Here is a 24776-nt window from a genome sequence, read left to right on the forward strand (position 1 = left end):
CCCACTGCGGGCTGCCGGTTCTATAATCGCGCTTTGCCGCCGCCGGGCGGGTGTGTGCGGACTCGGGGCACACGACGCGATGCCATCCGGCGGCCTCCAACCCTTTGCGAAGGCGCAGCCTGATGACTCTTTCCGCCAAAGCGCTCGATGAACTCGACCGTAATCTGCTTGCGCTTCTGCGGGTCAACGCGCGCGAGAGCACGGCCAATCTGGCGCGGCGCCTGGGCGTGGCCCGCACGACTGTCGTGGCGCGCATCGGCAGGCTCGAGCAGGCGGGTGTCATCGCGGGGTACACGGTGCGCCTCGGGCAGGATGCCGCCGATGGCGGATTGCAGGCCTGCGTCGGCATCAGCGTGCAACCGCGCTCGGGCCGGGACGTGTTGCGGCGTCTGAACAAGATGCCCGAAATCCACCTGCTGTGCACCGTCAGCGGGGAGTTCGACTACGTTGCCTGGCTGCACGCGGCGTCGGCCGATCAACTCGACGCGCTGCTCGACACCATCGGCGAAATCGATGGCGTGACACGCACCACGACCTCGGTCGTGCTCGCCCGCAAGATCGACCGGGGCGGTGTGCTGCCCTGAGCGTTCCCCGCGCAGCGTCGACGCCCGTAATCTCTCGTAATCCGTCGCTAAGAATCGCGTGCCAATCGCGCGTCGGCCCCGCCGGTGCTCGCGCCGGGCGATCCTGTCCCTGCGTTCCCCATCTTGTCCGCCACGCTCCGGTTTGTCTGGTTGTGGCGATGGTGCTAAACTTATTGAGAATTGTTTGCATTAACTTCTTCATCAAACTGGAGTGCGTATGCGCGTGAAATCCCTCGTGGCGGCGATGTTGCTCGCCGGTGCGGCCACCATGACTTCGGCCGCCGAGTTTCCGATCGGCAAACCGCTGAATGCGGGAGGCATGGAAATCAACACGGTGTATCTCCAGCCGATCACCATGGAGCCGGCCGGCATGATGCGCGACGCGGCGAAGTCGGACATCCACCTCGAGGCCGACATTCACGCGATCAAGAACAACCCGAACGGCTACGCCGAGGGCGACTGGATTCCGGGTCTGGAGATCACGTACAAGCTGCAGAAGATGAAGTCCGATGGCAAGACGCCGGATGGCGCCGCCATCGACGGCCTCATGATGCCGATGGTCGCGAGCGATGGTCCGCACTACGGCGATAACGTGAAGCTGGCCGGCGTGGGCAAGTACAAGCTGACGATGGTGGTGAACGCGCCGGGCACGCTGCAGGAATTCGGTTGCAAGATGGGGGGGCACCCGCGGCGGGCGCCCACGCCGCGCATGGCGGGATGGGCCCATGGTGTTTCGGTCGTCACGTCGACAAGGAAACCGGCGTGGGTCCGTGGTTCAAGCCGATCACGAAGGAAGTCGATTTCACTTTCTCGGGTATCGGCAAGAAGGGTGGCTACTAAGCCGACATAATCTGGATGCAGCGTTGGCCTGAGGCCAGCGCTGTTTTCGTTTGGAGCACAAGGATGAATCAGCGCATCGCGCGCCTGCTGGCCACGATGGCGGCCGTGGGGGCCGCCATGTTCGCACTGGGCGGCACGTCGCTCGCGCGTGCCGACGAGTTGCCCACCTTCAAGCTGGAAATGAACAACGGCAAGCTCAACCCGGCGCGCATCGAGGTGCCGGCCGGCAAGCGCATCAAGATCGAGGTGCACAACACCGGCACGAACGCCGTGGAGTTCGAAAGCCTGCAACTGCGCAAGGAAAAGGTGCTCGCACCGGGCGCGCAGTCGTTCGTGGTGATTGCGCCGCTGCAACCGGGCGAATACAAGTTTTTCGACGATTTCCACCAGCAGGCGCAAGGCGTGATCGTCGCCAAGTAAGCGCTGCGGGTATCGTTTCAGTCACACGGTAGGACACGCATCACAAGAGGAATCAGATGGGTCAGGTCATGTTCATCGTCTGGCGCGAAAGCGTCGAGGCACTGCTGGTCGTCGGCATTCTCCATGCCTGGCTGGCCAACCCGGATCACGGCGCCAAGCGCGGCTTGCCGTATCTGTGGGCTGGCGTCGTACTTGGTATTGCCGCCGCCGTGGGCCTTGGCGCCGCGCTGGTGGGCTTCACCGAGGTGCTCTCCGGCGACGCCCAGGATTACTTCCAGACCGCCATGGTGCTCATCGCCTGCGTGCTGATCGTGCAGATGGTGTTCTGGATGAAGCGCCACGGGCGAACGCTCAAACGCGACATGGAGTCATCGCTGCAGAAAAACCAGGACCAGGGCACCTGGTGGGGCGTGCTCGTGCTCGTGGCGCTGGCCATTGCCCGCGAAGGCAGCGAGACGGCGATCTTCCTCTATGGCATCGGGTTCGGTCAGCAGGGCAGCGTATCGGCGTCGATGTGGCTGGCCGTGCTCGTGGGATTCGGACTGGCGCTCGTCACCTTCTGGCTGCTGCAACTGGGTGGGAAGATTTTCTCGTGGCGTCTGTTCTTCCGCGTGACGGAAATCATGTTGCTGTTCCTCGCGGCCGGTCTGCTGGAGGCCGGTCTGGACCGCCTCATTTCGCTGGAGTTTGTGCCGACGCTGGTCGACCAGTTGTGGGATACTTCCGCGCTTCTGGACGACGCCAGCCCGTTCGGTAGCCTCGTGGCCACGCTGACCGGCTATCGTGCGCATCCGTCCGGCATGAATCTGTTGGTGTATGCGCTGTACTGGCTGTTCATCTGGGCGTTGCTCAAGCGTGCCGGAGCGCCGGCCAAGCAGGTCAAGCCCGCATAAGCGGGCGGGTGCAACGGGCGGCGCGGTGTCGCCCGGCGCACCGCAACGGTCCGAGTCCCGGTCCGTTCACAAGAGTCCGGACAGACGCGCACATCGACGCCCGCACAGCGCGTTCGTCAGCCCGGCAAGGTTGTTCCCCCGACGCAAGAGTTTGAGCATGAGTATCGCCATCCCTGTCCCGAACCGACTGGCCCGTCTGGGCCTCTGGATGCAACGCCACGGCAAATTGATACGCGGCGTGCAGTGGGGCGTCGTGCTCGTCTATGCCTTCCTCATCTGCGTGCCGGTCGTGCTGCCGTTGCCCGACGAGACCGCGCATATCCTCAACAATCTCACGGTGTTCGCGCAGTTCACGTTCTGGGGGATCTGGTGGCCGTTCGTGCTCATCAGCATGGTGCTCATGGGCCGGGTCTGGTGCGGTGTGCTGTGCCCCGAAGGCACGCTCTCCGAATTTGCGAGCCGTCACGGTCGCGGACGCGCGATTCCGCGTTGGATGCGATGGGGCGGCTGGCCCTTCGTGGCGTTTGCCGGTACCACGCTGTACGGTCAGATGGTGAGCGTCTACCAATACCCGAAGGCGGTGCTGCTGGTGCTTGGCGGCTCGACCATCGGCGCGATGGTCATCGGTTATTTCTACGGTCGCGACAAACGGGTGTGGTGCAAGTATCTCTGTCCGGTCAACGGCGTGTTCTCGCTGCTCGCGCGCCTCGCGCCGTTTCACTTCAAGGTCAACGAGGACGCCTGGCGCCAGTCGTATCACACCAACGGCCACAAGATCATCCCGATCAATTGCGCGCCGATCGTGCCGCTGCGCAACATGAAGGGCGGTGCGCAGTGCCACATGTGCGGCCGCTGCGCCGGTCATCGCGACGCCATCGCGCTCACGAGCCGCTCGCCGAGCGAGGAGATCGTGACGTTCGGTGCGACGGAGAACAACAGCGTCTGGGACAGCGTGCTGGTCATGTACGGTCTGCTCGGCGTGGCCATCGGCGCATTCCACTGGACGGTCAATCCGTGGTTCGTCGCGACCAAGACCGCGCTGGCCACGTGGCTCATCGATCGCAACATCATGTGGCCGTTCGAGACCAACGCGCCGTGGTTCGTCTTCACCAACTACCCCGAACAGAGCGACGTCTTCACATGGCTCGACGGCGGCATGGTCGTCACGTACATCCTCGGCAACGGCCTGGTGCTGGGGCTGGCGTTCACGGCCATCTTCGCGCTGGCCAATCGTGCGATGGGGCCGTGGCGCACCGCGCGCTTCAATCATCTGGTGCAGTCGCTCATTCCGATTGCCGGGGCCGGCGTCTTCATCGGTCTGTCGGCCACGACGGTCAGCCTGCTGCGCGCCGAACACCTGCCGGTGTACTGGGCGAACGACGTGCGCGCCGCGATTCTCGCCGCGACCACGCTCTGGAGCCTCTGGCTGGGCTGGCGCGTCACCGGACGGCATGCCGTCTCGCCCGTGCGGCGCCTGGCCGGCATGGCCGGGATTGTCGCGGCGCTCGCGCTGATCAACTGGCTCTGGCTGCTGATGTTCTGGATCTGGTGACGGCTCCGGCGCGGCACGGGCCCGGCCTGGATTGGCGAGCCCGCGCCGCCTGGCCTACAATGACGGCCACAAGTCTTTCTGTGTGACGCCGCCCATGTTGCTCGCTCAACGCCTTCCGCTGTATTTCCGCCTCGTTCGCCTGGACAAGCCGATCGGCACGGTGCTCCTGCTGTGGCCGACGCTCTCGGCGCTGTGGATCGCGTCCAACGGCCATCCCGACCCGCTGCTCGTCGTCATCTTCACGCTCGGCACCTTTCTGATGCGCTCGGCGGGCTGCGCCATCAACGATTATGCCGATCGCGACTTCGACAAGTTCGTCAAGCGCACGAAGGAGCGGCCGATCACCTCGGGACGCATTCGCGCCTGGGAGGCGGTGGCGGTGGCGGCCACGCTCGCGCTCGCGAGCTTCCTGCTGATTCTGCCGCTCAATGCCCTGACCAAATGGCTCTCGATCCCGGCGCTGTTCGTGGCCGGCACGTATCCGTTCACGAAGCGCTTTCTGGCGATTCCGCAGGCTTACCTCGGCGTGGCATTCGGCTTCGGCATTCCGATGGCCTTTGCCGCGGTGCAGGACCAGGTGCCGGTGCTGGCCTGGGTGCTGCTGCTCTCGAACGTGTTCTGGTCGGTGGCCTACGACACCGAATATGCGATGGTCGACCGCGACGACGACCTGAAGATCGGCATCAAGACGTCGGCGATCACGTTTGGCCGCTTCGATGTGCTGGCCATCATGCTCTGCTACGCGGTCGCCCTCGGCATTCAGGCGGGCGTGGGTGTGTTGCTCGGCTTCGGCTGGCCGTTCTGGCTCGGCATGGCCGTGGCGGTGAGCTTCGCCATCTATCACTACTTCCTGATTCGCGGTCGCGAGCGCATGCCCTGCTTCGCTGCGTTTCGCCACAACAACTGGCTCGGTGCCGTCGTGTTCGCGGGCATCGCCGGTCACTATCTGCTCACCGCACAAGGCTGATCCCCCCGGTCCGTGCCGACCTCTGAATGACGCTCGCCCCCGGATCGCGAACGCGAATCCGGGGGCGAGGCGTGCAGTACGGCGTCAGCGGGTTCGGTCGACGGACCGGCGCCAGCCATTATCTGCCATCGATCATCGAGAGGGCGCGCGATCGATCAGGCGTCGCCGAGTTCGTCACCCAGTTCGCGCGCGCGCGTATTTGCGGCGCTCACGCCGCGCACGATGGCGGCCTTGATGTTGTCGCGCTCGAACGAACTCAACGCGGCGAAGGTGGTGCCGCCCTTGGACGTCACACGCTCACGCAACACGCTCGCCGGTTCGCTCGATTGTGCGGCCAGTTGCGACGCGCCGGTAAACGTGGCGATGGCGAGCTGGCGTCCCTGCTCGGGCGTGAAGCCGAGTTCGCGCGCCGCTTGCTCCAGCGCTTCGATGAAATAGAACACGTAGGCCGGGCCGCTGCCCGAGATGGCGGTCACGCCGTCGAGCTGGCTTTCCTTGTCGACCCAGACGATCTGCCCGGCCGCGCCCAGCACGCTTTCCGCGCGCTTGCGCTGGTCCGAGTCCACGCCGGAGAGCGCGGCCAGACCGGTGATGCCCATGCCGATGAGCGCCGGCGTGTTCGGCATGCAGCGCACGATCTGGTTGTGTCCGCCGAGCCAGCGGGCGAGGTCCGAGGCGCGAATGCCGGCGGCGATACTGATGACGAGTTGGCCGTTCAGATGCGGCTGGAGGGCCTGTGCCACATCCTTGAGCACCTGCGGTTTGACGGCCAGCACAAGCGTGTCGTAATCGCGCAGGCGGTCGCTCGAAGCGCTGGCCGTTTCGATCCCGTATTGCTTGACCAGACCCTCGCGGGTCGATTCGTTGACGTCGATCGCGAGAATGTCGCGCGGGGCCGTGCCGCGCTTGACGAGTCCGCCGATCAGGGCGTTGGCCATATTGCCGCCGCCGATGAATGCAATTCTCATAACCATCCTTTGCGTTTCGTGTATGCGTGGATCTTGCCGCGGCCCGGGGCATCGCCCGTGTCGCTGTAACTTCAGGGGGCGACCGGCATCGCGAGGCGCCCGCCGTCGAGTGCCGCGATCAGGCCTTGGGGCCGTAATTGCGCGCACCGAAAATCGCTGTACCGATGCGCACCATTGTCGCACCTTCGGCAATGGCCGCCTCGAGGTCGCCCGACATGCCCATCGAGAGTGTGTCGAGGGGCAGGCCCCCGGCGCAGAGCGCGTCGAACAATTCGCGCACCGCCCTGAATGGGGCGCGCTGGCGGGCCGGATCGTCCTCCGGTTCGGGAATCGCCATCAGGCCGCGCAACCGCAGGTTCGGCAAGGCGGCAATGGCGCGCGCCACGGCGGGAACGTCGCCCGGTGCGACCCCGCTCTTGCTCGCTTCGCCGCTGATGTTGACCTGAAGGCAGACCTGCAACGGCGCCATGCCGGTCGGTCGTTGCGCGCTCAGGCGTTCGGCGATCTTCAGGCGGTCCACGGAATGCACCCAGTCGAAATGCTCGGCCACCGGCCGGGTCTTGTTGCTTTGCAGCGGTCCGATGAAGTGCCACTCCAGCCGCTCGCCGTCGACTCTCTCGCCGGCCAGCGCGGCGATCTTGTCGAGCGACTCCTGCACATAGTTCTCGCCGAACGCCCGTTGCCCGGCGGCTGCGGCCTCGCGCACGGCGTCGGCGCCGAACGTCTTGGACACTGCCAGCAAGCGCACGCTGTTCGCCGGTCGGCCAGCATCGGCGGTGGCTCGGGCGATTCGGGAAAGCACGTCGTGGAGATGTGCGGCAATGGTCGACATGAGGCGGGTTCGGGCGTGGCTGAGGCGATGACGTAAGCGCGGAGCGCGACTGGTCAACGATTATAGCTGTGCCGGCGCCCGAGGTGCTACCCGGTCAAAATCGAGGTGCTACCCGCGAGGCCGGGTACGGTGCGGAGCGCCGAATGGCGCGCCTTGTGGCAGACTGCGCGGAGCCGGCATCCACCGGCGTCCGCGGGTATCCGCCAGCATCGACAGGGAGCAGAGATGAGCGCGACTTCGCAGCAGGTGTACGACTTTTCGGTCCAGACGCTGTCCGGCGAGACGGTCAGTCTCGCGCAATATCGCGGCAAGGTGCTGCTCATCGTCAACACGGCCAGCGAATGCGGGTTCACGCCGCAATACGCCGGATTGCAGGCGTTGTACGAAGCGCTCGCGCCGCGCGGCTTCGAAGTACTCGCGTTTCCGTGCAACCAGTTCGGCAAGCAGGAGCCCGGTGACGCCCAGGCGATTCGCAGCTTCTGCGATCTGCGCTTTCACATCACGTTCCCGATGTTCGCCAAGATCGACGTGAAGGGGCCGGATGCCGCCCCCCTGTACCGCTTTCTCACTCAGGAGAAGCCCGGCGTGCTCGGCACGAAGGCCATCAAGTGGAATTTCACGAAGTTTCTTGTCGACCCGCGGGGGAACGTGGTGGCGCGCTACGCGCCGAGCGCGAAACCCGAGACCCTGCGCGCCGATATCGAGCGGCTGCTGGCCGTCTGAACGTTTGCATCGCGCTCTCGTCTCGCCTCCGGGCCGCGCGCCCGGGGTTCAGACGCCAAGGCGTGCGCGCAGGCGTTGCCACAGGCTCGCGCGGGCCGTCCCGTCCCTCACGGCAAGCTCGGCGCCCGTGTCGCTGGTCAACGCCTGCCAGCCGGTCGTGGGAATCACGCAAACCTCGCCCGCCGCGAGCGACACCGTCGTTTGCCAGACGCTCGCCGCCATCCAGCGCGGCGCCAAGGTCAGCGTGACCCGGCCGCGCTGCACGTGCAGCACCGTGCCGCGAGCCAGGTAGCCGTGGAACGACTGACCTCCCGCCAGCACGATGACCGACGCACGCGTCCCGGGGGCGTCGTGCGGGCGGCCGGGAGCCGCATCGCCAGCCGCCTGTGGCGGCGTCGCGTCGCGAGAGGCGGTTGAGTGCTGGGCGGTCGGCGAAGGCGGGGACAGGGGCGAGAGCGGTGACAGCGACGACAGCGGAGCCGCCAGACTCATCGACGCGAGCGACGACGGGGTGCCGACCGACGAAGCAGTGAGCGACGAACGGGAAGCGCGGGAAAAGTGCGAGCGGGGCGTGGCCATGGCGGACTCCGAGGGCATTGAACAGGTAGGAACAGCGTATCGGCGGCTGTCCCGTCCCGGTAGGCACACAGCGCGGCGGCCGCCCGCGTAACAGAACGTCGCACGGTGTTCTGTTACGATGCCAATTCGACGAATCTGTATCTGTTATGGTCCTGTGCAATGCCCGATGATCTGCGCATGGATGCCGCCACTCCCGACCTTGCCAACCCGGACGACACGCCGCTGAGCCCGTCCGCTCCCCGTACCCTCGGCCCCGCACCGGTGGCGGCTTCGGCGCCGGAAGAGCGCACACCGCTCTACCGTCAGCTCGCCGACCATTACCGGCTCGCCATCGAGGCCGGTACGCTCGCGCCGGGCGACCGCATGCCCAGCGTGCGAACGCTGATGGAGCGCCATCGGGTCAGCCTGTCGACGGCGCTGCAAACGTGCCGCCACCTCGAGGCGCAGGGCATGCTGGAGGCCCGCCCCCGCTCGGGCTACTTCGTGCGCACGCCCGCCCGGGCCAGCCTCGTGCCGGTCCCCGAGCCGCGCCCGTGGGTGCCGGATCTGCTCCAGTACGTGGGGATCAACCAGCGGGTCTCGTCAATACTCGCGCGCGGGCTCCAGGCCGACGTCAAAGTCAATCTCGCGGTAGCGCACGGTTCGCCGTCGCTCTACCCGGTCAACGAACTGCGCCAGGCAACGATCCGCGCGTTGCGCGATCATCCGCTGCTCTTCGGCAACCCGCCGCCCGGCGGCGGCGAGTCGCGTTTTCGCGCGGCGCTCTCCCGACGGGCGCTGGAAGCCCGCATGCACATCAACCCCGAAGAGATCGTCGTCACGCACGGCTGTATCGAGGCGATCAATCTCGCGCTGCGCGCCGTGGCGAGCGCCGGAGATCTCGTGGCGGTCGAATCGCCGACGTATTACGCGCTGTTGCAGACGCTGGAGAGCATGGGCATACGCGCGCTCGAGATTCCAACGAGTCCGCAAACGGGCATTTCGCTCGATGCGCTGGAGCTGGCGAGCCAGACGTACGACAACATCAAGGCCGTTATCGTCGTGCCGCACTTTCAGAATCCGCTCGGCTCGGTAATGCCGGATTCGCACAAGGCGCAGTTGGTGAAGTGGGCCGAGTCGCGCGGCATCGCGATCATCGAAGACGACACCTACGCCTCGCTGGGCGACGACGGCGTCATTCCCGCCGCCATCCGCTCATGGGATACGACGGGAAACGTGATTCATTGCGCCTCGCTGCACAAGACGCTTGCCCCGGGCATGCGTCTGGGCTGGATCGCCGGCGGCAAGTGGCAATGGCGTGTGGAAATGCTGAAGTACGCGCAGACGCGCCCGAATGAAGCGCTGGCTCAGATTGCGATGGGCGAGTTCATCGATTCTCCCCGGTACGACCGGCATCTTCGGCATCTGCGCACGCAACTGCGCGAGCATCGCGCGGCGATGGCCGAGGCGATCGCGACGTATTTCCCTGCGGGCACGCGCCTGACGCTGCCCGCGGGCGGGTTGAGTCTGTGGGTGGAAATGCCGGGCGGCGTGAGTTCCGAACGATTGTTCGATGCGGCGCTGGCGAAGGGGATTCGCGTTGCGCCGGGCAGCCTCTTTTCCAATTCTGCGCGTTACGACCATTTCTTGCGGATCAATGGCGGACAGCCGTTCACGCGCGAGGTCGACAAGGCGGTGCGCACGCTGGCCACCGAAGTGATCCGGCTGCTCGACGCGAATGGGGCACCCTGACGGAACGGGCCCGGCGCGCGAAGGGGCGGCGGGGCAGTCAAGGCTGCGGGCCGTTCTGCGCGCCGCCCGGCTCGAGCGCAGGCGCGAGGTGCGGGCCCGTCGCAGTCAAAACTCCGGATACATGCGTCCCGGATTGAAAATGCCAGCCGGATCGAACACCGACTTCAGGTTGCGATGAATGCGCATGACCGGTGCCGGCAGCGGCGTGAACACGCCCACGCCCGGTTCGCCGTAGCGAAAGAGCGTGGCGTGGCCCCCATCCTGGCGCGCCGCCGAGCGCACGATCTGCGCATCGGCATCGGTGATCCACCAGCGCTGTGCGCCCCCCCATTCGATCAGTTGCTTGCCCGGCAGGCGGTGCGGCTCCGCGGTCGACGGCACCGCCAGGCGCCATAGCGCCTGGCCCGGCCCGGCATCGGCGAAGAAATTGTCGGTCTGCTCTCGAATCGCATGCCAGAACTTGGCGGCGTGAATCGCATCGACCAACTCGCCTCCCATCTTCACGCGCGCGGCCTTGATGGCCGCCGACGCTCCCGCCAGACGAATCACGAGCAAATCGCTGCGCCACGCACTACCAGTGATCGGCAACGGCTGCCCGCCCCATTCATTGAGCTTGCGCACCGCATCGACGGCGTTCATTTCGAATTGCAGCGTGAGTTCGGCGAACGGCTGCGGCAGGACCTTGAGCGACACTTCGAGGATCAGACCCAGCGTGCCGAGCGAACCCGCGAGCATGCGCGATACGTCGTAACCCGCGACGTTCTTCATCACCTGTCCGCCGAAGTTCAGCACGTGTCCACGACCGTCCATCAACTTCGCCCCGAGCACGAAATCGCGCACCGAGCCGACCGCGCTGCGCCGCGGCCCGGCGAGCCCGGCCGCCACCGCGCCGCCGATGGTGGCGCCGGGCCCGAAGTACGGCGGCTCGAACGGCAGCAACTGGTTGTGCTCGGCGAGCGCCGCTTCGACATCGGCGAGCGGCGTGCCGCAGCGCACGGTGATGACGAGTTCGGCGGGATCGTAGGCGACGATGCCGCTGTAGGCGCGCGTGTCGAGCACGTCTCCCACGCGCTGCTGGCCGTACCAGGCCTTGGTGCCGCCGCCGCGAAGCTGGAGCGGCGAGCGTCGGGCCGTGGCCTGTTCGATGACGGCGCGGAAATGCTCGAGGGTGTCGGTCGTGTCGGTCGTTTCGGTCATCAGCTCGGTTCTGGCGGCGGTGGCATGTCGGATTGATAGGCCCCCAGCGTGCCGCCGCAATGCTTGCAGTAGCGTGCGTCGGGGTCATGACCTTCGGAAAGGCATTGCGGGCACGTGCGCGTCGTGACAGTCCTCTTGCGCATGGCCGAGTGAATCTCCGCACCCATGATGCCGGTGGGAATCGCGATCACACTGTAGCCGAGCAGCATCACGAAGCCGGTGATCGCCTTGCCCAGACCGGTCACGGGCACGACGTCGCCGTAGCCTGTGGTCGTGAGCGTCACGATCGCCCAGTAGATGCCCACCGGGATGCTCGTGAAGCCGTGCTCGGGCCCCTCGATGATGTGCATGAGCGTGCCGAAGATCACCACGATGATCGAGATGAAGCCGAGAAACACGAGAATCTTGCGGCGTGCGTTATAGAGGGCGATGCTCAGCACGCCGGCTTCGTTGACATACGCCGTGAGCTTCAGGATCCGGAAGGCGCGCATGAGGCGCAGCAACCGCACGTCGATCAGTCCGTGCAGTTCCGGCACGAGAATCGCGAGATAGGTCGGGAGGATGGCAAGCAGATCGATGATGCCGTAGAACGACAGCGCGTAGCGCAACGGCCGATGCGCACTGAGCAGGCGTGCAATGTATTCGGCCGTGAAGAGCAGCGTGAAGAACCACTCGAGGATCGCCATCGGCAGCGACGCGGAGGCCTGCACGGCAGGCACGCTCGAGACGACGACCGTGAGTACCGACAGAATGATGGCGATGAGCAACGCGATGTCGAACAGTCGCCCTTCGCGCGTATCGGCTTCGAAGATGATGATGTAGAGACGCTGCCGCCAATCGTGCGGCAGCCAGTCCGACAGCGGGCGCATGTCAGAACCTCGGCAGGTCGGGGTGCGGCAGCAGTCCGCCGCGAACGAGTTGCTTGCCGTATTCGGCACAGCGCGCCCGCGTCGGAATACCCTTGTCCGGATTGAGCAGCCCGACCGGATCGAATGCGCGCTTCACCCCGAAGAACGCGTCGCGCTCCTGGGCCGAGAATTGCACGCACATCGAATTGATCTTCTCGATGCCCACGCCGTGCTCGCCGGTAATCGTGCCGCCGAGTTCCACGCACGCTTCCAGAATGTCGCAGCCGAATGCCTCGGCGCGATGCCACTCGTCGAGGTCGTTGCCGTTGAAGAGAATGAGCGGATGCATATTGCCGTCTCCCGCGTGAAAGACGTTAATACAGCGCAATCCGTATTGTTGTTCCATGCCTTCGATGCGTTTGAGTAATGTCCCAATCGCACGGCGTGGAATCGTGCCGTCCATGCAATAGTAGTCGGGCGAGATGCGTCCCGCCGCCGGGAACGCGTTCTTGCGACCTGACCAGAAACGCAGACGCTCTTCTTCGCTTCGCGAGATTTGCAGTCGCGTCGCGCCCGACGTTCGCAGCACGTGGGAGATGCGCATGATCTCCTCGGCGACCTCTTCCGGCGTGCCATCCGATTCGCACAACAGGATGGCGGCGGCGTCCAGGTCGTATCCGGCATGCACGAACTCCTCGACGGCGCGCGTTGCCGGCTTGTCCATCATCTCCAGTCCGGCCGGGATGATGCCCGCGGCGATGATGGCCGCCACGGCGTTGCCGCCGGTCTCCACGTCGTCGAAGCTTGCCATGATGACCTGTGCCATCTGCGCCTTGGGCACCAGTCTGACCGTGATCTCGGTCACCACGCCGAACATGCCTTCACTGCCGATGAAGACGGAAAGCAGGTCGAGGCCCGGGGCGTCGGGACCGAGCGAGCCGAATTCGATGGATTCGCCCGACATCGTGATGGCGCGCACGCGCAGCACGTTGTGCACGGTCAGCCCGTATTTCAGGCAGTGCACGCCGCCCGAGTTTTCGGCGATGTTGCCACCGATGGTGCACGCGATCTGAGACGACGGATCGGGCGCGTAATACAGGCCGTAGGGGGCGGCGGCTTCGGAGATCGCGAGATTGCGCACGCCGGGTTGCACTGTCGCGGTGCGGGCGTACGGGTCGACCTCGACGATCTTCTTGAACTTCGCGAGCGAGAGCACGAGCCCGTCGGCGATCGGCATGGCGCCGCCGGAAAGACTGGTGCCGGCGCCGCGAGGCACGACCGGAATGCCCAACTGGTGGCAGGCCTGCAAAATGCGCTGGACCTGCGATTCCGATTCGGGCAACACCACCGCGAGCGGTACGCGGCGGTATGCCGCCAGTCCATCGCACTCGTAAGGCGTGGTGTCCTCGCGGCGATGCAGGATGCAGTTCGCCGGCAGGATCTGGGTAAGCGCGTCGAGCAGCAGGCGTTGACGCGTAGCCAACGCATCGGCATCGTCGAGCGCGGCCCCCGCCTGCTGCGGCCCAGATGCGTCGCCAGGCCTGTCCGGTGTGTTGGGTGCGTTCATGGGCGCGGTAGTGGACGCGGTAGTGAGTGCGGTGGTCGGGGCGCTGTTTGCGGCGCTATTTTCGTTGCTGATGGGAACGCTGATTAGGACGCCGGTTAGGACGCCGGTCGGGTCGCTGGTTGGGGCGGCCGCGGGCGCGATGCGGATCGCGCGCGCTCGGAGTTGCGCCCCAGCGGCGATCAGCCCGCCGCGCGTAGCCGGAAAATCTTGCCCGGATTGAACAGGTTCTGCGGGTCGAGCGATGTCTTGATCGCGCGCATCACGTCGATGGCATCCTCGCCATGCTCGGTCACGAGAAATCCCATCTTGTGCAAGCCCACGCCGTGTTCGCCAGTGCATGTGCCACCCATGCGGATGGCACGTTCGACGATGCGCTGATTGAGTCGCTCGGCCTCTTCGATTTCCTCGGGCTTGTCGGGGTCGATCAGGATCGCCACGTGGAAATTGCCGTCGCCCACGTGACCGACGATCGGGCAGGGCAGGCTCGATGCGCGCAGATCCTCCTCTGTCTCGCCGACGCATTCGGCCAGGCGGGAGATGGGCACGCATACGTCCGTGGTGACGGCGCGACAGCCGGGCTTGAGCTGGAGCATGGCGAAGTACGCACTGTGACGCGCGCTCCACAAACGGTTCCGGTCCTCGGTGCGCGTGGCCCATTCGAAGCCGGTGCCGCCGTTGTCCTTGGCCAGTTCCTGCACCGTCTCCGCCTGTTCCTTCACGCCCGCTTCGCTGCCATGGAATTCGAAGAACAGCGTTTGCGTTTCGGGCAGCTCCATCTTCGAGTGCTTGTTGATGGCGCGAACCGCCAGCGAATCGACGAACTCCACGCGTGCGACGGGCACCCCCAACTGAATCGTCTGGATGGTGCAGTTCACGGCGTCCGTCATGCTTGGGAACGAGCAGATGGCGGCCGAGACGGCCTCGGGCTGCGGGTACAGGCGCACCGTGGCCTCGGTGATGATGCCCAGCGTGCCCTCGCTGCCGACGAACAGGCGCGTGAGGTCATAGCCGGCGGAGGATTTGCGTGCGCGCGTGCCGGTGTGGATGACGCGGCCGTCGGCGAGCACCACCGTGAGGGCGAGCACGTTCTCGCGCATGGTGCCGTAGCGCACGGCGTTCGTGCCGGACGCCCGGGTGGCGCACATGCCGCCGATGCTGGCGTCTGCGCCCGGATCGATGGGGAAGAACAGCCCGGTGTCGCGCAGCGCTTCGTTGAGTGCCTTGCGGGAGATGCCCGGCTGCACGGTGACGGTCAGGTCCTCGGCGTTGATGGACACGACCTGATTCATCTCCGAGAGGTCGAGCGACAGACCGCCCTCGACCGCAAGCAGGTGGCCTTCGAGCGACGAGCCCGCGCCGTAGGGAATGATGGGGGTGTCGTATTTGGCGCAGAGCTTGACGATCTGCGCGACTTCGTCGGTGCTGTGCGCGAAGGCGACCGCGTCGGGAAGCATCGGGTCGAACGGCGACTCGTCCCGGCCGTGATGCTCGCGCAGCGCTTCCTTGGTGCTGACGCGCTCGCCCAGCAAGGCTTGCAACTCAGCGAGCAGGGCGTCAGGGAACGCGCGCTTGGCGGCGAACGGCAGATGGGGGTGATTCACGGCTTTCTCCTTCGGGTCTCCGGGTTGCCGACGCCGGGCGGCGGCGGCAAGCGCCATATCGGGCGGGGTCTCGGGAGCGGCGCGCCCGAATCATCGGATCGCCGGCGGCGCCCCCTGACACCTCATGAGCGGGGATTTTACGCCGGGACGGCGTTTTTCCCCACCCTTTGCGTCATATCATACGGACTGGCTGCATTGCAGCGCCATCGGAATTGCCCGAAAAGCGGGCATTCCGGGGCGGAACCGGTCAATTTCAATCCATGAAGGTCCACCGCGCAGCCGCCGATCCGGCGCTGCGTTCACGGGCTGCCGCAAGGGGTAGGTGTCAGAAGATGGGCAATCGTTTGAGCAAGATCGTCACGCGTACGGGCGACGGGGGGAAAACCGGCCTTGGCGACGGGGCGCGCGTGGACAAGTTCAGCCAGCGGATCGTCGCCATCGGCGAGATCGATGAAACCAATTCGCACATCGGTGTACTGCTTTGCGAGGCGTTGCCGGCCGACGTCCGGGCGATGCTGCTCGATATCCAGCACGATCTGTTCGATCTCGGCGGTGAGTTGAGCATGCCGCGCCAAACGCTACTCGGCGACGCGCACGTCGTGAAGCTCGACGACTGGTTGGCGCACTACAACGCGGAATTGCCGCCACTCAAGGAATTCATTCTGCCGGGCGGCTCGCGCGCGGCGGCGCTGGCGCATGTGGTGCGGACCGTGGCGCGCCGGGCCGAACGGGCCATGGTGGCCCTCGGAGCCGAGGAGACGGTGAATCCGGCGCCGCGTCAGTACATCAACCGGCTTTCCGATCTGATGTTTGTCCTCGCCCGGGTGCTCAACCGGGCTGCCGGCGGCGCCGACGTACTGTGGCAGCGCGACCGGGCGGCCACGCCCGGCGACGGGGCGCGGTAAGCCCGGCGCTTCGCGAACTCAGTTGCCCGCGCCGCGCTTCAGGCGGCGCTCGCGCACCGCCTCGGCCAGCGTTTCGAGCACGCGCAGGCTGTCTTCCCAGTCGATGCAGGCGTCGGTGATGCTCTGACCGTAGGTCAGGGGCTTGCCCGGCACATGGTCCTGACGACCGGCCACCAGATGCGACTCCACCATCACGCCGATGATGCGATCGTCGCCGCCGGCGATCTGGCGCGCGATGTCTTCGCACACCGGGATCTGGTTTTCATGCTTCTTCTGGCTGTTGGCGTGCGAGGCGTCGATCATCACCCGTGCGGCCAGGCCGGACTTCGCGATGTCTTCGCAGGCGCTCTGCACGCTCGCGGCGTCGTAGTTCGGCGCCTTGCCGCCGCGCAGAATCAGGTGGCAGTCTTCATTGCCCGACGTCGACACGATGGCCGAGTGCCCGCCCTTGGTCACCGACAGGAAATGGTGCGGCTGCGATGCGGCCTTGATGGCGTCGACGGCGATCTTCACGTTGCCGTCCGTGCCGTTCTTGAAGCCGACCGGGCACGACAGACCCGATGCCAGTTCGCGGTGCACCTGCGACTCCGTGGTGCGCGCCCCGATGGCGCCCCATGACACGAGATCGGCAATGTACTGCGGACTGATCATGTCGAGGTATTCGGTGCCGGCGGGCAGTCCCATTGCGTTGATCTGGGCCAGCAGTTCGCGCGCGAGGCGCAGGCCGTCGTTGATCTTGAAGCTGTTGTCCATGTGCGGGTCGTTGATCAGACCCTTCCAGCCCACCGTCGTGCGCGGCTTTTCGAAGTACACGCGCATCACGATCTCCAGCTCGCCCTTGAAGCGCTCACGCTGCTCGACCAGCCGCGAGGCGTACTCCAGCGCGGCTTTCGTGTCGTGGATCGAGCAGGGGCCGATGATGACGACGAGTCGGTCTTCCATGCCGTGCAGCACGCGGTGGATCGCGCCGCGCGAGCGATGGATGAGGTCCGCGCTCTTCTCCGAGCAGGGATATTCGCGAATCAGGTGCGCCGGGGGCGTCAGTTCCTTCAGCTCGCGAATACGGACGTCATCGGTATTGTGGGGAGGCATGGATTTTCTCCTGGGCAGTTCGGACTGCGGTTCGTTGCTTGGGGTATGGGTGAAAACCGGCGTTAAAACCGGGGTAAAAAAAAACCGCCAGACTCGCTGGCGGTTTTTCAGGATTCGTTCGGTGCTTACTGCTGCAACTGTCCCTCTCCATCCGCCAGCGGTGTGAGATACGCAAAAAAGTAAAAGTAAAACTTGCTGGCGTTCATGACGGATGTCTTGGACAGGCTTTGCAGGCGGTTGCCATGCACAGAAACCACTTTATACGCTGAATCGCATGACGTCGCAACCGTGTGAGATCGCCATTCGTCGGGAAAACGCGCGGAAAATCCGCATTTCGATTCTTTGAATTGCGGCGAAATTCCGCTGTTTTTGGATTTTCATGCGAAAACGCCCGGTTTGACCCGGGCGCTTTGCTGAGCTTCACGCATTTTTTGCGGCGCGTCACACGGGGCGAGACGCGCTTATGCCGTGCCGCCGACCGTCATGTTCTCGATGCGCAGCGTCGGCTGGCCCACGCCCACCGGCACGCTTTGGCCTTCCTTGCCGCACACGCCCACCCCCGAGTCGAGCGACATGTCGTTGCCGATCATGGTCACGTCCTTGAGCGATTCCGGGCCGTTGCCGATCAGCGTGGCGCCTTTGACCGGATAGGTGATCTTGCCGTCCTCGATCATGTAGGCCTCGGACATCGAGAAGACGAACTTCCCGTTGGTGATATCCACCTGACCGCCGCCGAAGTTCACGGCGTAAAGCCCGCGCTTGACCGACTTGATGATTTCCTCCGGGTCCTTGTCACCGCCGAGCATGTACGTGTTGGTCATGCGCGGCATCGGCAACGCCGCATATGACTCACGGCGTCCGTTGCCCGTGACGGGCATCTTCATCAGGCGTGCGTTCAGGCTGTCCTGCATGTAGCCGCGCAGAATCCCGTCTTCGATCAGGGTGGTGCACTGGGTGGGATTGCCTTCGTCGTCGACGTTGAGCGAACCGCGGCGGTTCGACAGCGTGCCGTCGTCGACCACCGTGACGCCCTTGGCGGCGACACGCTCGCCGAGGCGGCCCGAGAAGGCCGACGATCCCTTGCGGTTGAAGTCGCCCTCGAGCCCATGGCCGATGGCTTCGTGCAGCAGCACGCCGGGCCAGCCCGGGCCGAGCACGACGGTCATGGCGCCGGCGGGCGCGGGACGGGCATCGAGCTTGACGATCGCGCCGTCGACGGCTTCCCTGACGTACTTTTCGATCAGGTCGTCGGTGAAGTAGCCATAGTCCAGGCGTGCACCGCCGCCGCTATTGCCGATTTCGCGGCGACCGTTCGATTCGACGATCACGGTGACGGACACGCGCACGAGCGGGCGCACGTCGGCGGCGATCACGCCATCGCTGCGCGCCACGAGCACGACGTCGTACTCGCCGGCGAGTCCGGCCATGACCTGCGATACGCGCGGATCGCGGGCGCGGGCGAGTTTCTCGATGCGCTCGAGCAGGGCGACCTTGCCGTTGGCGTCGAGCGAGGCAAGCGGGTCGGACGGCAGATACAGCCCGTGCCCCGACATGTTCGAAAGCTTGTTGCCGACCTTCACGCGACCGCGTCCGGCCGAGGCGATGCTGCGAGTGGCGGCGGCCGCGTCCTTGAGCGCGATCTCGGAGATGTCGTCGGAGTAGGCGAACGCGGTGCGGTCGCCCACGATGGCACGCACCCCCACGCCCTGATCGATCGAGAACGACCCCGATTTGACGATGCCTTCCTCGAGGCTCCACGCCTCGCTGCGCGTGTACTGGAAATACAGGTCGGCGTAATCCACGCGGTGCGTGAAGATGTCGCCGAGGGCACGTTGCAGGTGGCTTTCGTCAAGGCCGTACGGCGTGAGCAGCAGCTCACGGGCGGTGGCCAGGTTCTGGATGCCGGTGTCGATGATTTTCATGCGGTGTCAGGCCAAGGAAATGTATACGATAGATGGGGGCGGATTCGGCAATGTCAACCTTGCAGGACGCGATGCCGCCACGCCGGCAGACTCTGGCGCACGCCCGTCAGTCGGCTCGGATCCAGGTCGCCGACGACGACGCCCGCGCCTTCAGGCTCGCGCTGCGCAACGATGTCGCCCCACGGGTCGATCAGCATGGAATGCCCCCAGGTCCGCCGTCCGTTCTCGTGATGGCCGCCCTGCGCGGAAGCGAGCACGTAGCACTGGTTTTCGATGGCGCGGGCGCGCAGCAACAGTTCCCAGTGCGCGCGGCCCGTCGTGTACGTGAAGGCGGCGGGTACGACCATGAGCGTACAGTCGCCCATGGCGCGGTACAACTCGGGAAAACGCAGGTCGTAGCACACCGACAGCCCCACGCGGCCAAAGGGCGCTTCAAACGTGCGTACGGCATCGCCGGGGCGGATGGTGCGCGCTTCGTCGTACGCCTCGTCGCCCTTGACGAAATTGAACAGGTGGATCTTGTCGTAACGTGCGGCCGGCGTCCCGTCAGGCCCGAACACGAGCGTCGTGTTGAGCACCCGGTCGGGCTCGGGCGCCGCCAGCGGCAGCGTGCCGCCAACGAGCCAGACACCGTGGCGGCGGGCCGTCTCGGCGAGGAAGTCCTGAATCGGGCCCTGCCCCGGCGTTTCGCGCAAGGCGAGCTTGTCGGTATCGCGCTGGCCCATGTAGCAGAAATACTCGGGCAACAGCACCAGTTGCGCGCCGGCGTCGGCGGCTTGCGCCACCAGTTGGCCGGCATCTTGCAGGTTGCGTTCGACGTCGGGCGCGCTCACCATCTGCGCGGCCGCCACGCGAACCGGGGCGGCGCAGGGCGAAGGGGCGGCGGAGGGCGTGTCGGGACTCGTCATGTCGTGGCTGAATTCGTCGCGCGTGGCGCGTGGCGTATGCGGGAAGCGTTCCCCGTGCGCGCTCAGTTGCCGCGCACTCCGGTGGGCGGGACGTTGTTTTGCGTCTCCGGCCGGACTTCCGGGGATGCATCGATCTTACTCTTATTGCCGCTGCCCTGTCCGATGACCGGATTGTCCCAGGAACCGGTCACGTGGTACGTGGTGGAGAGCGTGCGCGAGAGCTGGTCGCCGAGCGCCAGCTGGGCGAAGAACGAGCCGATGCCCAGCGCCGGGTTGATGATCGCCCAGGCCAGCGACGCCGACGCCGCATTGATCTTCGGCAGCACCAGCACGTTCAGGTCCTGCGTCTCGCGAGCCAGATCGGTGTGCCCGTCGATCTTGATCGTCGCCGCGTTGGCATTGATCGTCAGGTCGCTGGTATTGGCGACGCCGCCCTGAATCGTGGCGTTCCCGTCGATGCTGTCGAACGGCAGGCCGCTGCCGATCACGCTGTTGAAGTCGAACGTGAGGATCTTGGCGAGCGTTTGCAGCGACAGAATGCCGAGCAGCTTGGCGAGCCCCGGGTCGGCTTTCAGGATCTGCCCGCGCCGCAGGTCGACCTTCACGCGCCCGAACAGCGTCGGATAGTCGATGGCGTCGGGACCGCCGCGCCAGCCGAAGCGGCCCGACACGGCACCCGAGCCGTCCTTGAGCGTCCTGGGCAGGCCCAGCCGGTCGAGCAGACCGCCCGCGTTCTTCACCTCCAGATTGAAGTCGAGGAGGGTGCGGCGTGGCACGTCGTCGTCGCTGCCCGCGACCGCCGCCCGGCGGCGCGACGTACGCCAGTTGCCCTTGATGTCGAGCGTGGCGGCGTCGTTGCGGAGCTCGAGCTTGGTCAATTGCCACACGGGCACGCCATCCTCGACGTCGTTATGGGCATTGAGCTGCAGCCGGCCGAGCGGCTTGTCGCGCAGCACGAAATCGTTGGCGACCACGTCGATGGCGGGGAATTCGTCGCTCGGTTCGTCGAGTACCTGCGTGAGCACGTCACTGCCGTGCTCCTCGCGGGGAATCACGAGCTTGGCGAGCCGTGCGCGGATCTCGCCCGACGGGTTCTTGTCGTCGGGTGCCTTCCATTCCGCGAAGCCGGACACGAGATCGGACGCGAGACTGACCTGCCAGTCGCGGTCGTTGCGCTGTGCACCGACCACCAGCTCCGGCCATAGGCGCGACATCAGGCGCACCTGCTTTGCGTGAAGCGCCAGCCGTGTGGGCACATACGGGGTGAGGGCGCCGAATTCGTCGCGTGCCGCCGCGGCCGTGGCCGCAGGCGCGGGCGGCGTGCCCTGGGTACCCGGCGTGACCGAGTCGCTGCCGAGCGACGCGACCACACCGCGCCAGGCGTCCACGTCGAGCGTGTCGAACTGCGCGGCGGCCTGCACGCCCTCGCGCGGCGCCGGCACCGGCTGGTTGATGCCGATGCCGCCGCGCAATACGTCCACGCGCGCGCCGTTGCGTTGTTGCACGTAGCTCGCCTGCACGCTGCCGATGGAGATGTCGAGCGTATCGGTGCGACGCCCGCCCGGATTGGGTTGGGGCCGCAACGTGAAGCGGGCCGGCAGCGCGGTCTCGGCGCTCTTGCCCAGCGGTGCGGGCAGATTCAAGGCGAGTCCGGCGAGCGTGGACTGCACCGCCACGTCGGTCATGCCCTGGCGCACGGTGACCGTGGCCGTATAGGGCGTGCTGCCGGTCATGCGCTTGGCCAGTTGCGCGAGCGACGCGTTCTCGCGATTCTCGCGCAGCCCCTGCGCGCTCATCGTGCCGTTGACGTTCAGCGCGATCGTGCCGTCGTTGCGACTGCCGCCGGAGGCGCGCACGTCGCCGCCGAGGAACGTGCCGCGCAGATTGTCCAGCGAGATGCCGCGTTCGGTGAACGCAAGTTCACCGTCCACGGCGCCGAAGGTCGGCAGGCCGCTCAGCAGCGTGACATCGTTGCGCAGGAAACGCGCCCGGCCGGTGACCCTGGACCGGTCGGTATGGTCGAGCGGCATCGACACTTGCATGGCGAGCTGCGTGGTACCGCTCGCGCGTGTCTCGTCGGTGAAGTCGCCGATCCAGTGGCCAACCGGGCTGTTGTTCAGATACTTCACGAAGTCTGCCGCCGGGCCGCGCGCGTCACCCTTGAGCGTGAGCGTCGAGTCGTCCTGGCCGATATTGTTGATGTCGCCCTGCACCTGCGTGAGCGTCACGCCATAGACCGAGCCGCTGTCGATCGCGATGTGCAGCTTGTCGGCGTCGAAGCGCAGGTTGCCGCGAACCTTCTCGAACGCTGGCCAGACTTCCGTGTGGCCGGGGCGCAGCGGCGACGGGTTGAAGGTCACGTCGGCGAGCGGAATGTCGATGCGGAACTTGCCGCCCCCCTTGCCGTATGGGAAATCGTCCAGATCGCCCTGCACCGCGAACGGCGCATTCTGCACCGTGCCCGCAAGCAGGGCGCGTTGCAGATAGTCGCGCACGCTCGCGCCGATGTCCGTGGGCAGATAGCGCGGCACCGACGCCGCGTTCACGCGCGCCACGGTGCCTTTCAGGTCGACGATGCCGTTGCCCTTGCCGCCGTTGCGCCAGGTGCCGCTCACGTCGCCGGCCAGTTCGGCGTTTTGCAGGTGCAGTGCGTCGACGCGCACCCGCACGTCCGCCGGCGCGTCGCGCCGGGTCGCCGAATGCGAGACGCGCCAGGCGCTGCGCGCCGTGAGCGTGTCGAGGTCGATGCGAGGCTGATCGAAGCGGCCGGGGAAATCGAGCACGGCGTTGCGGCTGTTGAGCGTCAGGCTGCCACGCGACTGGTCGGCGTCCACATGCCCGCTGAGGTTGGCGAAGCCGGGCCGGCCGGCGTTAGGCGAACCGGGTCTGGGCGCGGCCTGACTCGGCTGGCTGTCGATGCCGAGGCCTTCGAAATCGGCGACCACGCGATAGCGATCGCGCTCGGGCGGCAGTTGCTTGATGCCGGGCAGATCGCGCCAGTTGCCCGGGCCGTGCGGCTTGGGGGCCTGATAGCTGATGTCGAATTTCGCGAGACGCCCGCGTGGGCGGAAGCTCGCCAACGTATCGCGCGTTTGCGCGTCGACCGGCATCGACGGGATGAGCGCCATGGCGGCACCGATGTCTAGGCGTTGACCCGAGACCGCGACGTGCAGTCCCTGGTCGGCGGTACCCGGGGCGTAGCTGGCTCGCAGATCGGGCACGTCCAGCGTCGGGCGGCCGGCGGCTTGCAGGGTCAGATCGCGCGCGCGCAGGTTCCATCCGGCGTCGGGCCTGGGTCCGGCGCGGGTCACGTCGATGCGCCCCTGCGTGGTGTCGAACGTCAGCGGCGCAAGGTCGTCGGCCAACTGCACGGAGGTGTTCGCTCCGGCAGCGCGCAGAGTCGCACCGGTGATCTCCCCGCTGTCGAAGTCGACCCATGCCCGGGCGGCCAGACGCCCGCGCGGATGCTTGCCCGGCAGCTCGACGTAACGCGCGAGTTCGGTCAGGTCGAGCGTGCCGATATCACCGTACACCTGGCCGCGCCAGCGCCTGACTTCGCCGGGACGCGCGAAGAGCGGATTGGTGAAGCGCGCACGAATGTCGAGCGGCGCGACGATGCCCGCCGGCGGGTTTGCCTGCATGCCGAAGCGATGCTCGAAGCCGCGATTGCGCAGCATGGCGTTCACGTGCGTGACGACGACTTCCGGCACGTCGCGCGTGGCGTCGCGCCATCGCACCGTGCCGTTGCGGATGACGACCCGTGCCTGGCGCAGCAGCCAGTCGCCGGCGCGCGTGTCCGCGGTGTTGCCGTTGCCGGCCACGGGAATGCCTGCCACGAGAATCGCGCCGTCGACGAGACGCTCGACGGTCAGGTCCGGTTCGTACAACGTGAGGTTCGACAGGCGCAGATCGAAGTGGATCAGGCTGGTCCAGGAGAGCACGGCGTCGAGCCGGTGCAGGGTGAGGCTCGGTTCGACCGGGGGCGGCGCGCCGGGTGGCGCGAAGGTCACCGGGGGATTGTCCGGCGCGGCGGAGGCCGACGCCACCGACGTGGCTGACGCGGCGGGTGCCGCCGATGCCGCTGATGCCGCTGATGCCGCCGATGCCGCCGATGCCGCCGATGCCGCCGCAGGCACCGGCTTGACGACGCGCGCGATGAGCGACGCCTTGGGCGGCGGACCCGCGGCGGTGCGCGTGATGCGCACGTCTTCCAGAGTGAGATAGGGGTGCCAGCCTCGCCAGACAGCGTCGACGCGGCCGATGGTCACCGGCAGGCCGATGGCGCGGGTGGCTGCCGCTTCGATTTGTGGACGGTAATCCGCCACGCGTGGGAGGATCACGTACCGGGTTGCGAGGATGACGGCGCCCAGGCCGAAGTAGGCGACAACGACGAGCGCGAGCAGCCATTCCAGGCCCAGGCGCAAGCCACGCGGCAGTGACGAGAACCAGGACCGGGTCGCAGTGGGCGAGGCGGGCGGCTTACGGTCGGTCATGCTGCGCGTCTACAAGGGAATGTGGTAGTTTCTGTGGCAAAGACTGTAACACAAGCCCAAGGCCGTTCGACGGCCCGGCCGTAGGAGAAACAGACGTGTGATCCGGCGTTTCATCACGCCCGGGTGAGCATGCGAAAGTCTCTTCATTCTCATT

At 66.3% G+C, this 24776-nt stretch carries 19 protein-coding genes and 1 pseudogene; 9 read left to right on the top strand and 11 right to left on the bottom strand.

Annotation, left to right across the window (positions count from 1 at the left end; all coding sequences use genetic code 11):
- Positions 1-122: 122 nt before the first annotated feature.
- The 6 genes and pseudogenes from LV28_RS28995 to ubiA all read left to right on the top strand — a co-directional run bounded on the left by LV28_RS28995 (position 123) and on the right by ubiA (position 5256).
- Positions 123-584, top strand: coding sequence for an Lrp/AsnC family transcriptional regulator (locus LV28_RS28995; RefSeq protein ID WP_023594480.1), 462 nt, complete (start codon positions 123-125; stop codon positions 582-584).
- A 217-nt stretch (positions 585-801) separates the two neighbouring features.
- Positions 802-1424 (top strand): annotated as a pseudogene (locus LV28_RS29000) (iron transporter).
- 63 nt (positions 1425-1487) lie between these two features.
- A complete protein-coding gene (locus tag LV28_RS29005; RefSeq protein WP_029754676.1) occupies positions 1488-1844 on the top strand; it encodes a cupredoxin domain-containing protein in 357 nt (118 codons plus the stop codon).
- Positions 1845-1900: 56 nt separating this feature from the next.
- Positions 1901-2737, top strand: a complete 837-nt coding sequence (locus LV28_RS29010) for an FTR1 family iron permease (protein ID WP_023594483.1) — start codon at positions 1901-1903, stop codon at positions 2735-2737.
- Positions 2738-2945: 208 nt separating this feature from the next.
- Complete coding sequence (locus LV28_RS29015) at positions 2946-4289, top strand: 4Fe-4S binding protein (protein WP_038621514.1); 1344 nt, start codon at positions 2946-2948, stop codon at positions 4287-4289.
- A gap of 94 nt (positions 4290-4383) precedes the next feature.
- Positions 4384-5256 (top strand): 4-hydroxybenzoate octaprenyltransferase, encoded by an 873-nt coding sequence (gene ubiA / locus LV28_RS29020; protein WP_038618598.1) that lies wholly within the window; start codon positions 4384-4386, stop codon positions 5254-5256.
- Positions 5257-5411: 155 nt separating this feature from the next.
- On the opposite strand, the gene proC is transcribed toward ubiA, so the two are convergent.
- Together proC and LV28_RS29030 are read right to left on the bottom strand one after the other, a co-directional pair.
- Entirely contained in the window at positions 5412-6224 is an 813-nt protein-coding gene (proC, locus tag LV28_RS29025; RefSeq protein WP_023594486.1) for a pyrroline-5-carboxylate reductase, read from the bottom strand.
- Positions 6225-6342: 118 nt separating this feature from the next.
- The gene (locus LV28_RS29030) at positions 6343-7056 is read right to left on the bottom strand and encodes a YggS family pyridoxal phosphate-dependent enzyme (RefSeq protein WP_023594487.1); all 714 of its coding nucleotides are present in this window, start codon (positions 7054-7056) and stop codon (positions 6343-6345) included.
- A gap of 225 nt (positions 7057-7281) precedes the next feature.
- Here LV28_RS29030 and LV28_RS29035 point away from each other — a divergent pair, with 225 nt between their 5' ends.
- Entirely contained in the window at positions 7282-7779 is a 498-nt protein-coding gene (locus LV28_RS29035) for a glutathione peroxidase (protein WP_024788594.1), read from the top strand.
- Positions 7780-7827: 48 nt separating this feature from the next.
- Here the strand turns inward: LV28_RS29035 and LV28_RS29040 are convergent, their stop codons facing one another.
- The gene (locus LV28_RS29040) at positions 7828-8358 is read right to left on the bottom strand and encodes a hypothetical protein (RefSeq protein WP_038618595.1); all 531 of its coding nucleotides are present in this window, start codon (positions 8356-8358) and stop codon (positions 7828-7830) included.
- Positions 8359-8535: 177 nt separating this feature from the next.
- Between LV28_RS29040 and LV28_RS29045 the strand changes: the two genes are divergently transcribed.
- Positions 8536-10089, top strand: a complete 1554-nt coding sequence (locus tag LV28_RS29045) for an aminotransferase-like domain-containing protein (protein ID WP_255315180.1) — start codon at positions 8536-8538, stop codon at positions 10087-10089.
- A 105-nt stretch (positions 10090-10194) separates the two neighbouring features.
- Here the strand turns inward: LV28_RS29045 and glcE are convergent, their stop codons facing one another.
- From glcE to LV28_RS29065, 4 genes are all read right to left on the bottom strand, one after another.
- The gene (gene glcE / locus LV28_RS29050; RefSeq protein WP_023594491.1) at positions 10195-11286 is read right to left on the bottom strand and encodes a glycolate oxidase subunit GlcE; all 1092 of its coding nucleotides are present in this window, start codon (positions 11284-11286) and stop codon (positions 10195-10197) included.
- Complete coding sequence (locus tag LV28_RS29055; protein WP_023594492.1) at positions 11286-12155, bottom strand: ion transporter; 870 nt, start codon at positions 12153-12155, stop codon at positions 11286-11288. The genes glcE and LV28_RS29055 overlap by 1 nt, the downstream gene beginning before the upstream one ends.
- A 1-nt stretch (position 12156) precedes the next feature.
- The gene (locus LV28_RS29060; protein WP_038618592.1) at positions 12157-13701 is read right to left on the bottom strand and encodes an FAD-linked oxidase C-terminal domain-containing protein; all 1545 of its coding nucleotides are present in this window, start codon (positions 13699-13701) and stop codon (positions 12157-12159) included.
- Positions 13702-13880: 179 nt separating this feature from the next.
- Complete coding sequence (locus tag LV28_RS29065; RefSeq protein ID WP_023872157.1) at positions 13881-15302, bottom strand: FAD-binding oxidoreductase; 1422 nt, start codon at positions 15300-15302, stop codon at positions 13881-13883.
- 332 nt (positions 15303-15634) lie between these two features.
- Between LV28_RS29065 and LV28_RS29070 the strand changes: the two genes are divergently transcribed.
- Positions 15635-16207: a cob(I)yrinic acid a,c-diamide adenosyltransferase gene (locus LV28_RS29070; protein WP_023594495.1), complete on the top strand. Its 573-nt coding sequence runs from the start codon at positions 15635-15637 to the stop codon at positions 16205-16207.
- An 18-nt stretch (positions 16208-16225) separates the two neighbouring features.
- Here LV28_RS29070 and aroG read toward each other — a convergent pair whose 3' ends face one another.
- From aroG to LV28_RS29090, 4 genes are all read right to left on the bottom strand, one after another.
- On the bottom strand, positions 16226-17299 hold the full coding sequence (aroG, locus tag LV28_RS29075; RefSeq protein WP_023594496.1) for a 3-deoxy-7-phosphoheptulonate synthase AroG: 1074 nt from the start codon (positions 17297-17299) through the stop codon (positions 16226-16228).
- A 461-nt stretch (positions 17300-17760) separates the two neighbouring features.
- Positions 17761-19221 carry a metalloprotease TldD gene (gene tldD, locus LV28_RS29080; RefSeq protein ID WP_023594497.1) on the bottom strand — a complete coding sequence of 487 codons (1461 nt, stop codon included), beginning with the start codon at positions 19219-19221 and terminating at the stop codon, positions 17761-17763.
- A gap of 53 nt (positions 19222-19274) precedes the next feature.
- Complete coding sequence (locus LV28_RS29085; RefSeq protein WP_023594498.1) at positions 19275-20129, bottom strand: carbon-nitrogen hydrolase family protein; 855 nt, start codon at positions 20127-20129, stop codon at positions 19275-19277.
- A 62-nt stretch (positions 20130-20191) separates the two neighbouring features.
- Positions 20192-24622 (bottom strand): YhdP family protein, encoded by a 4431-nt coding sequence (locus LV28_RS29090; protein WP_038618588.1) that lies wholly within the window; start codon positions 24620-24622, stop codon positions 20192-20194.
- Between the last annotated feature and the right edge of the window lie 154 nt (positions 24623-24776).

The organism is Pandoraea pnomenusa (assembly GCF_000767615.3).
GTDB lineage: Bacteria > Pseudomonadota > Gammaproteobacteria > Burkholderiales > Burkholderiaceae > Pandoraea > Pandoraea pnomenusa.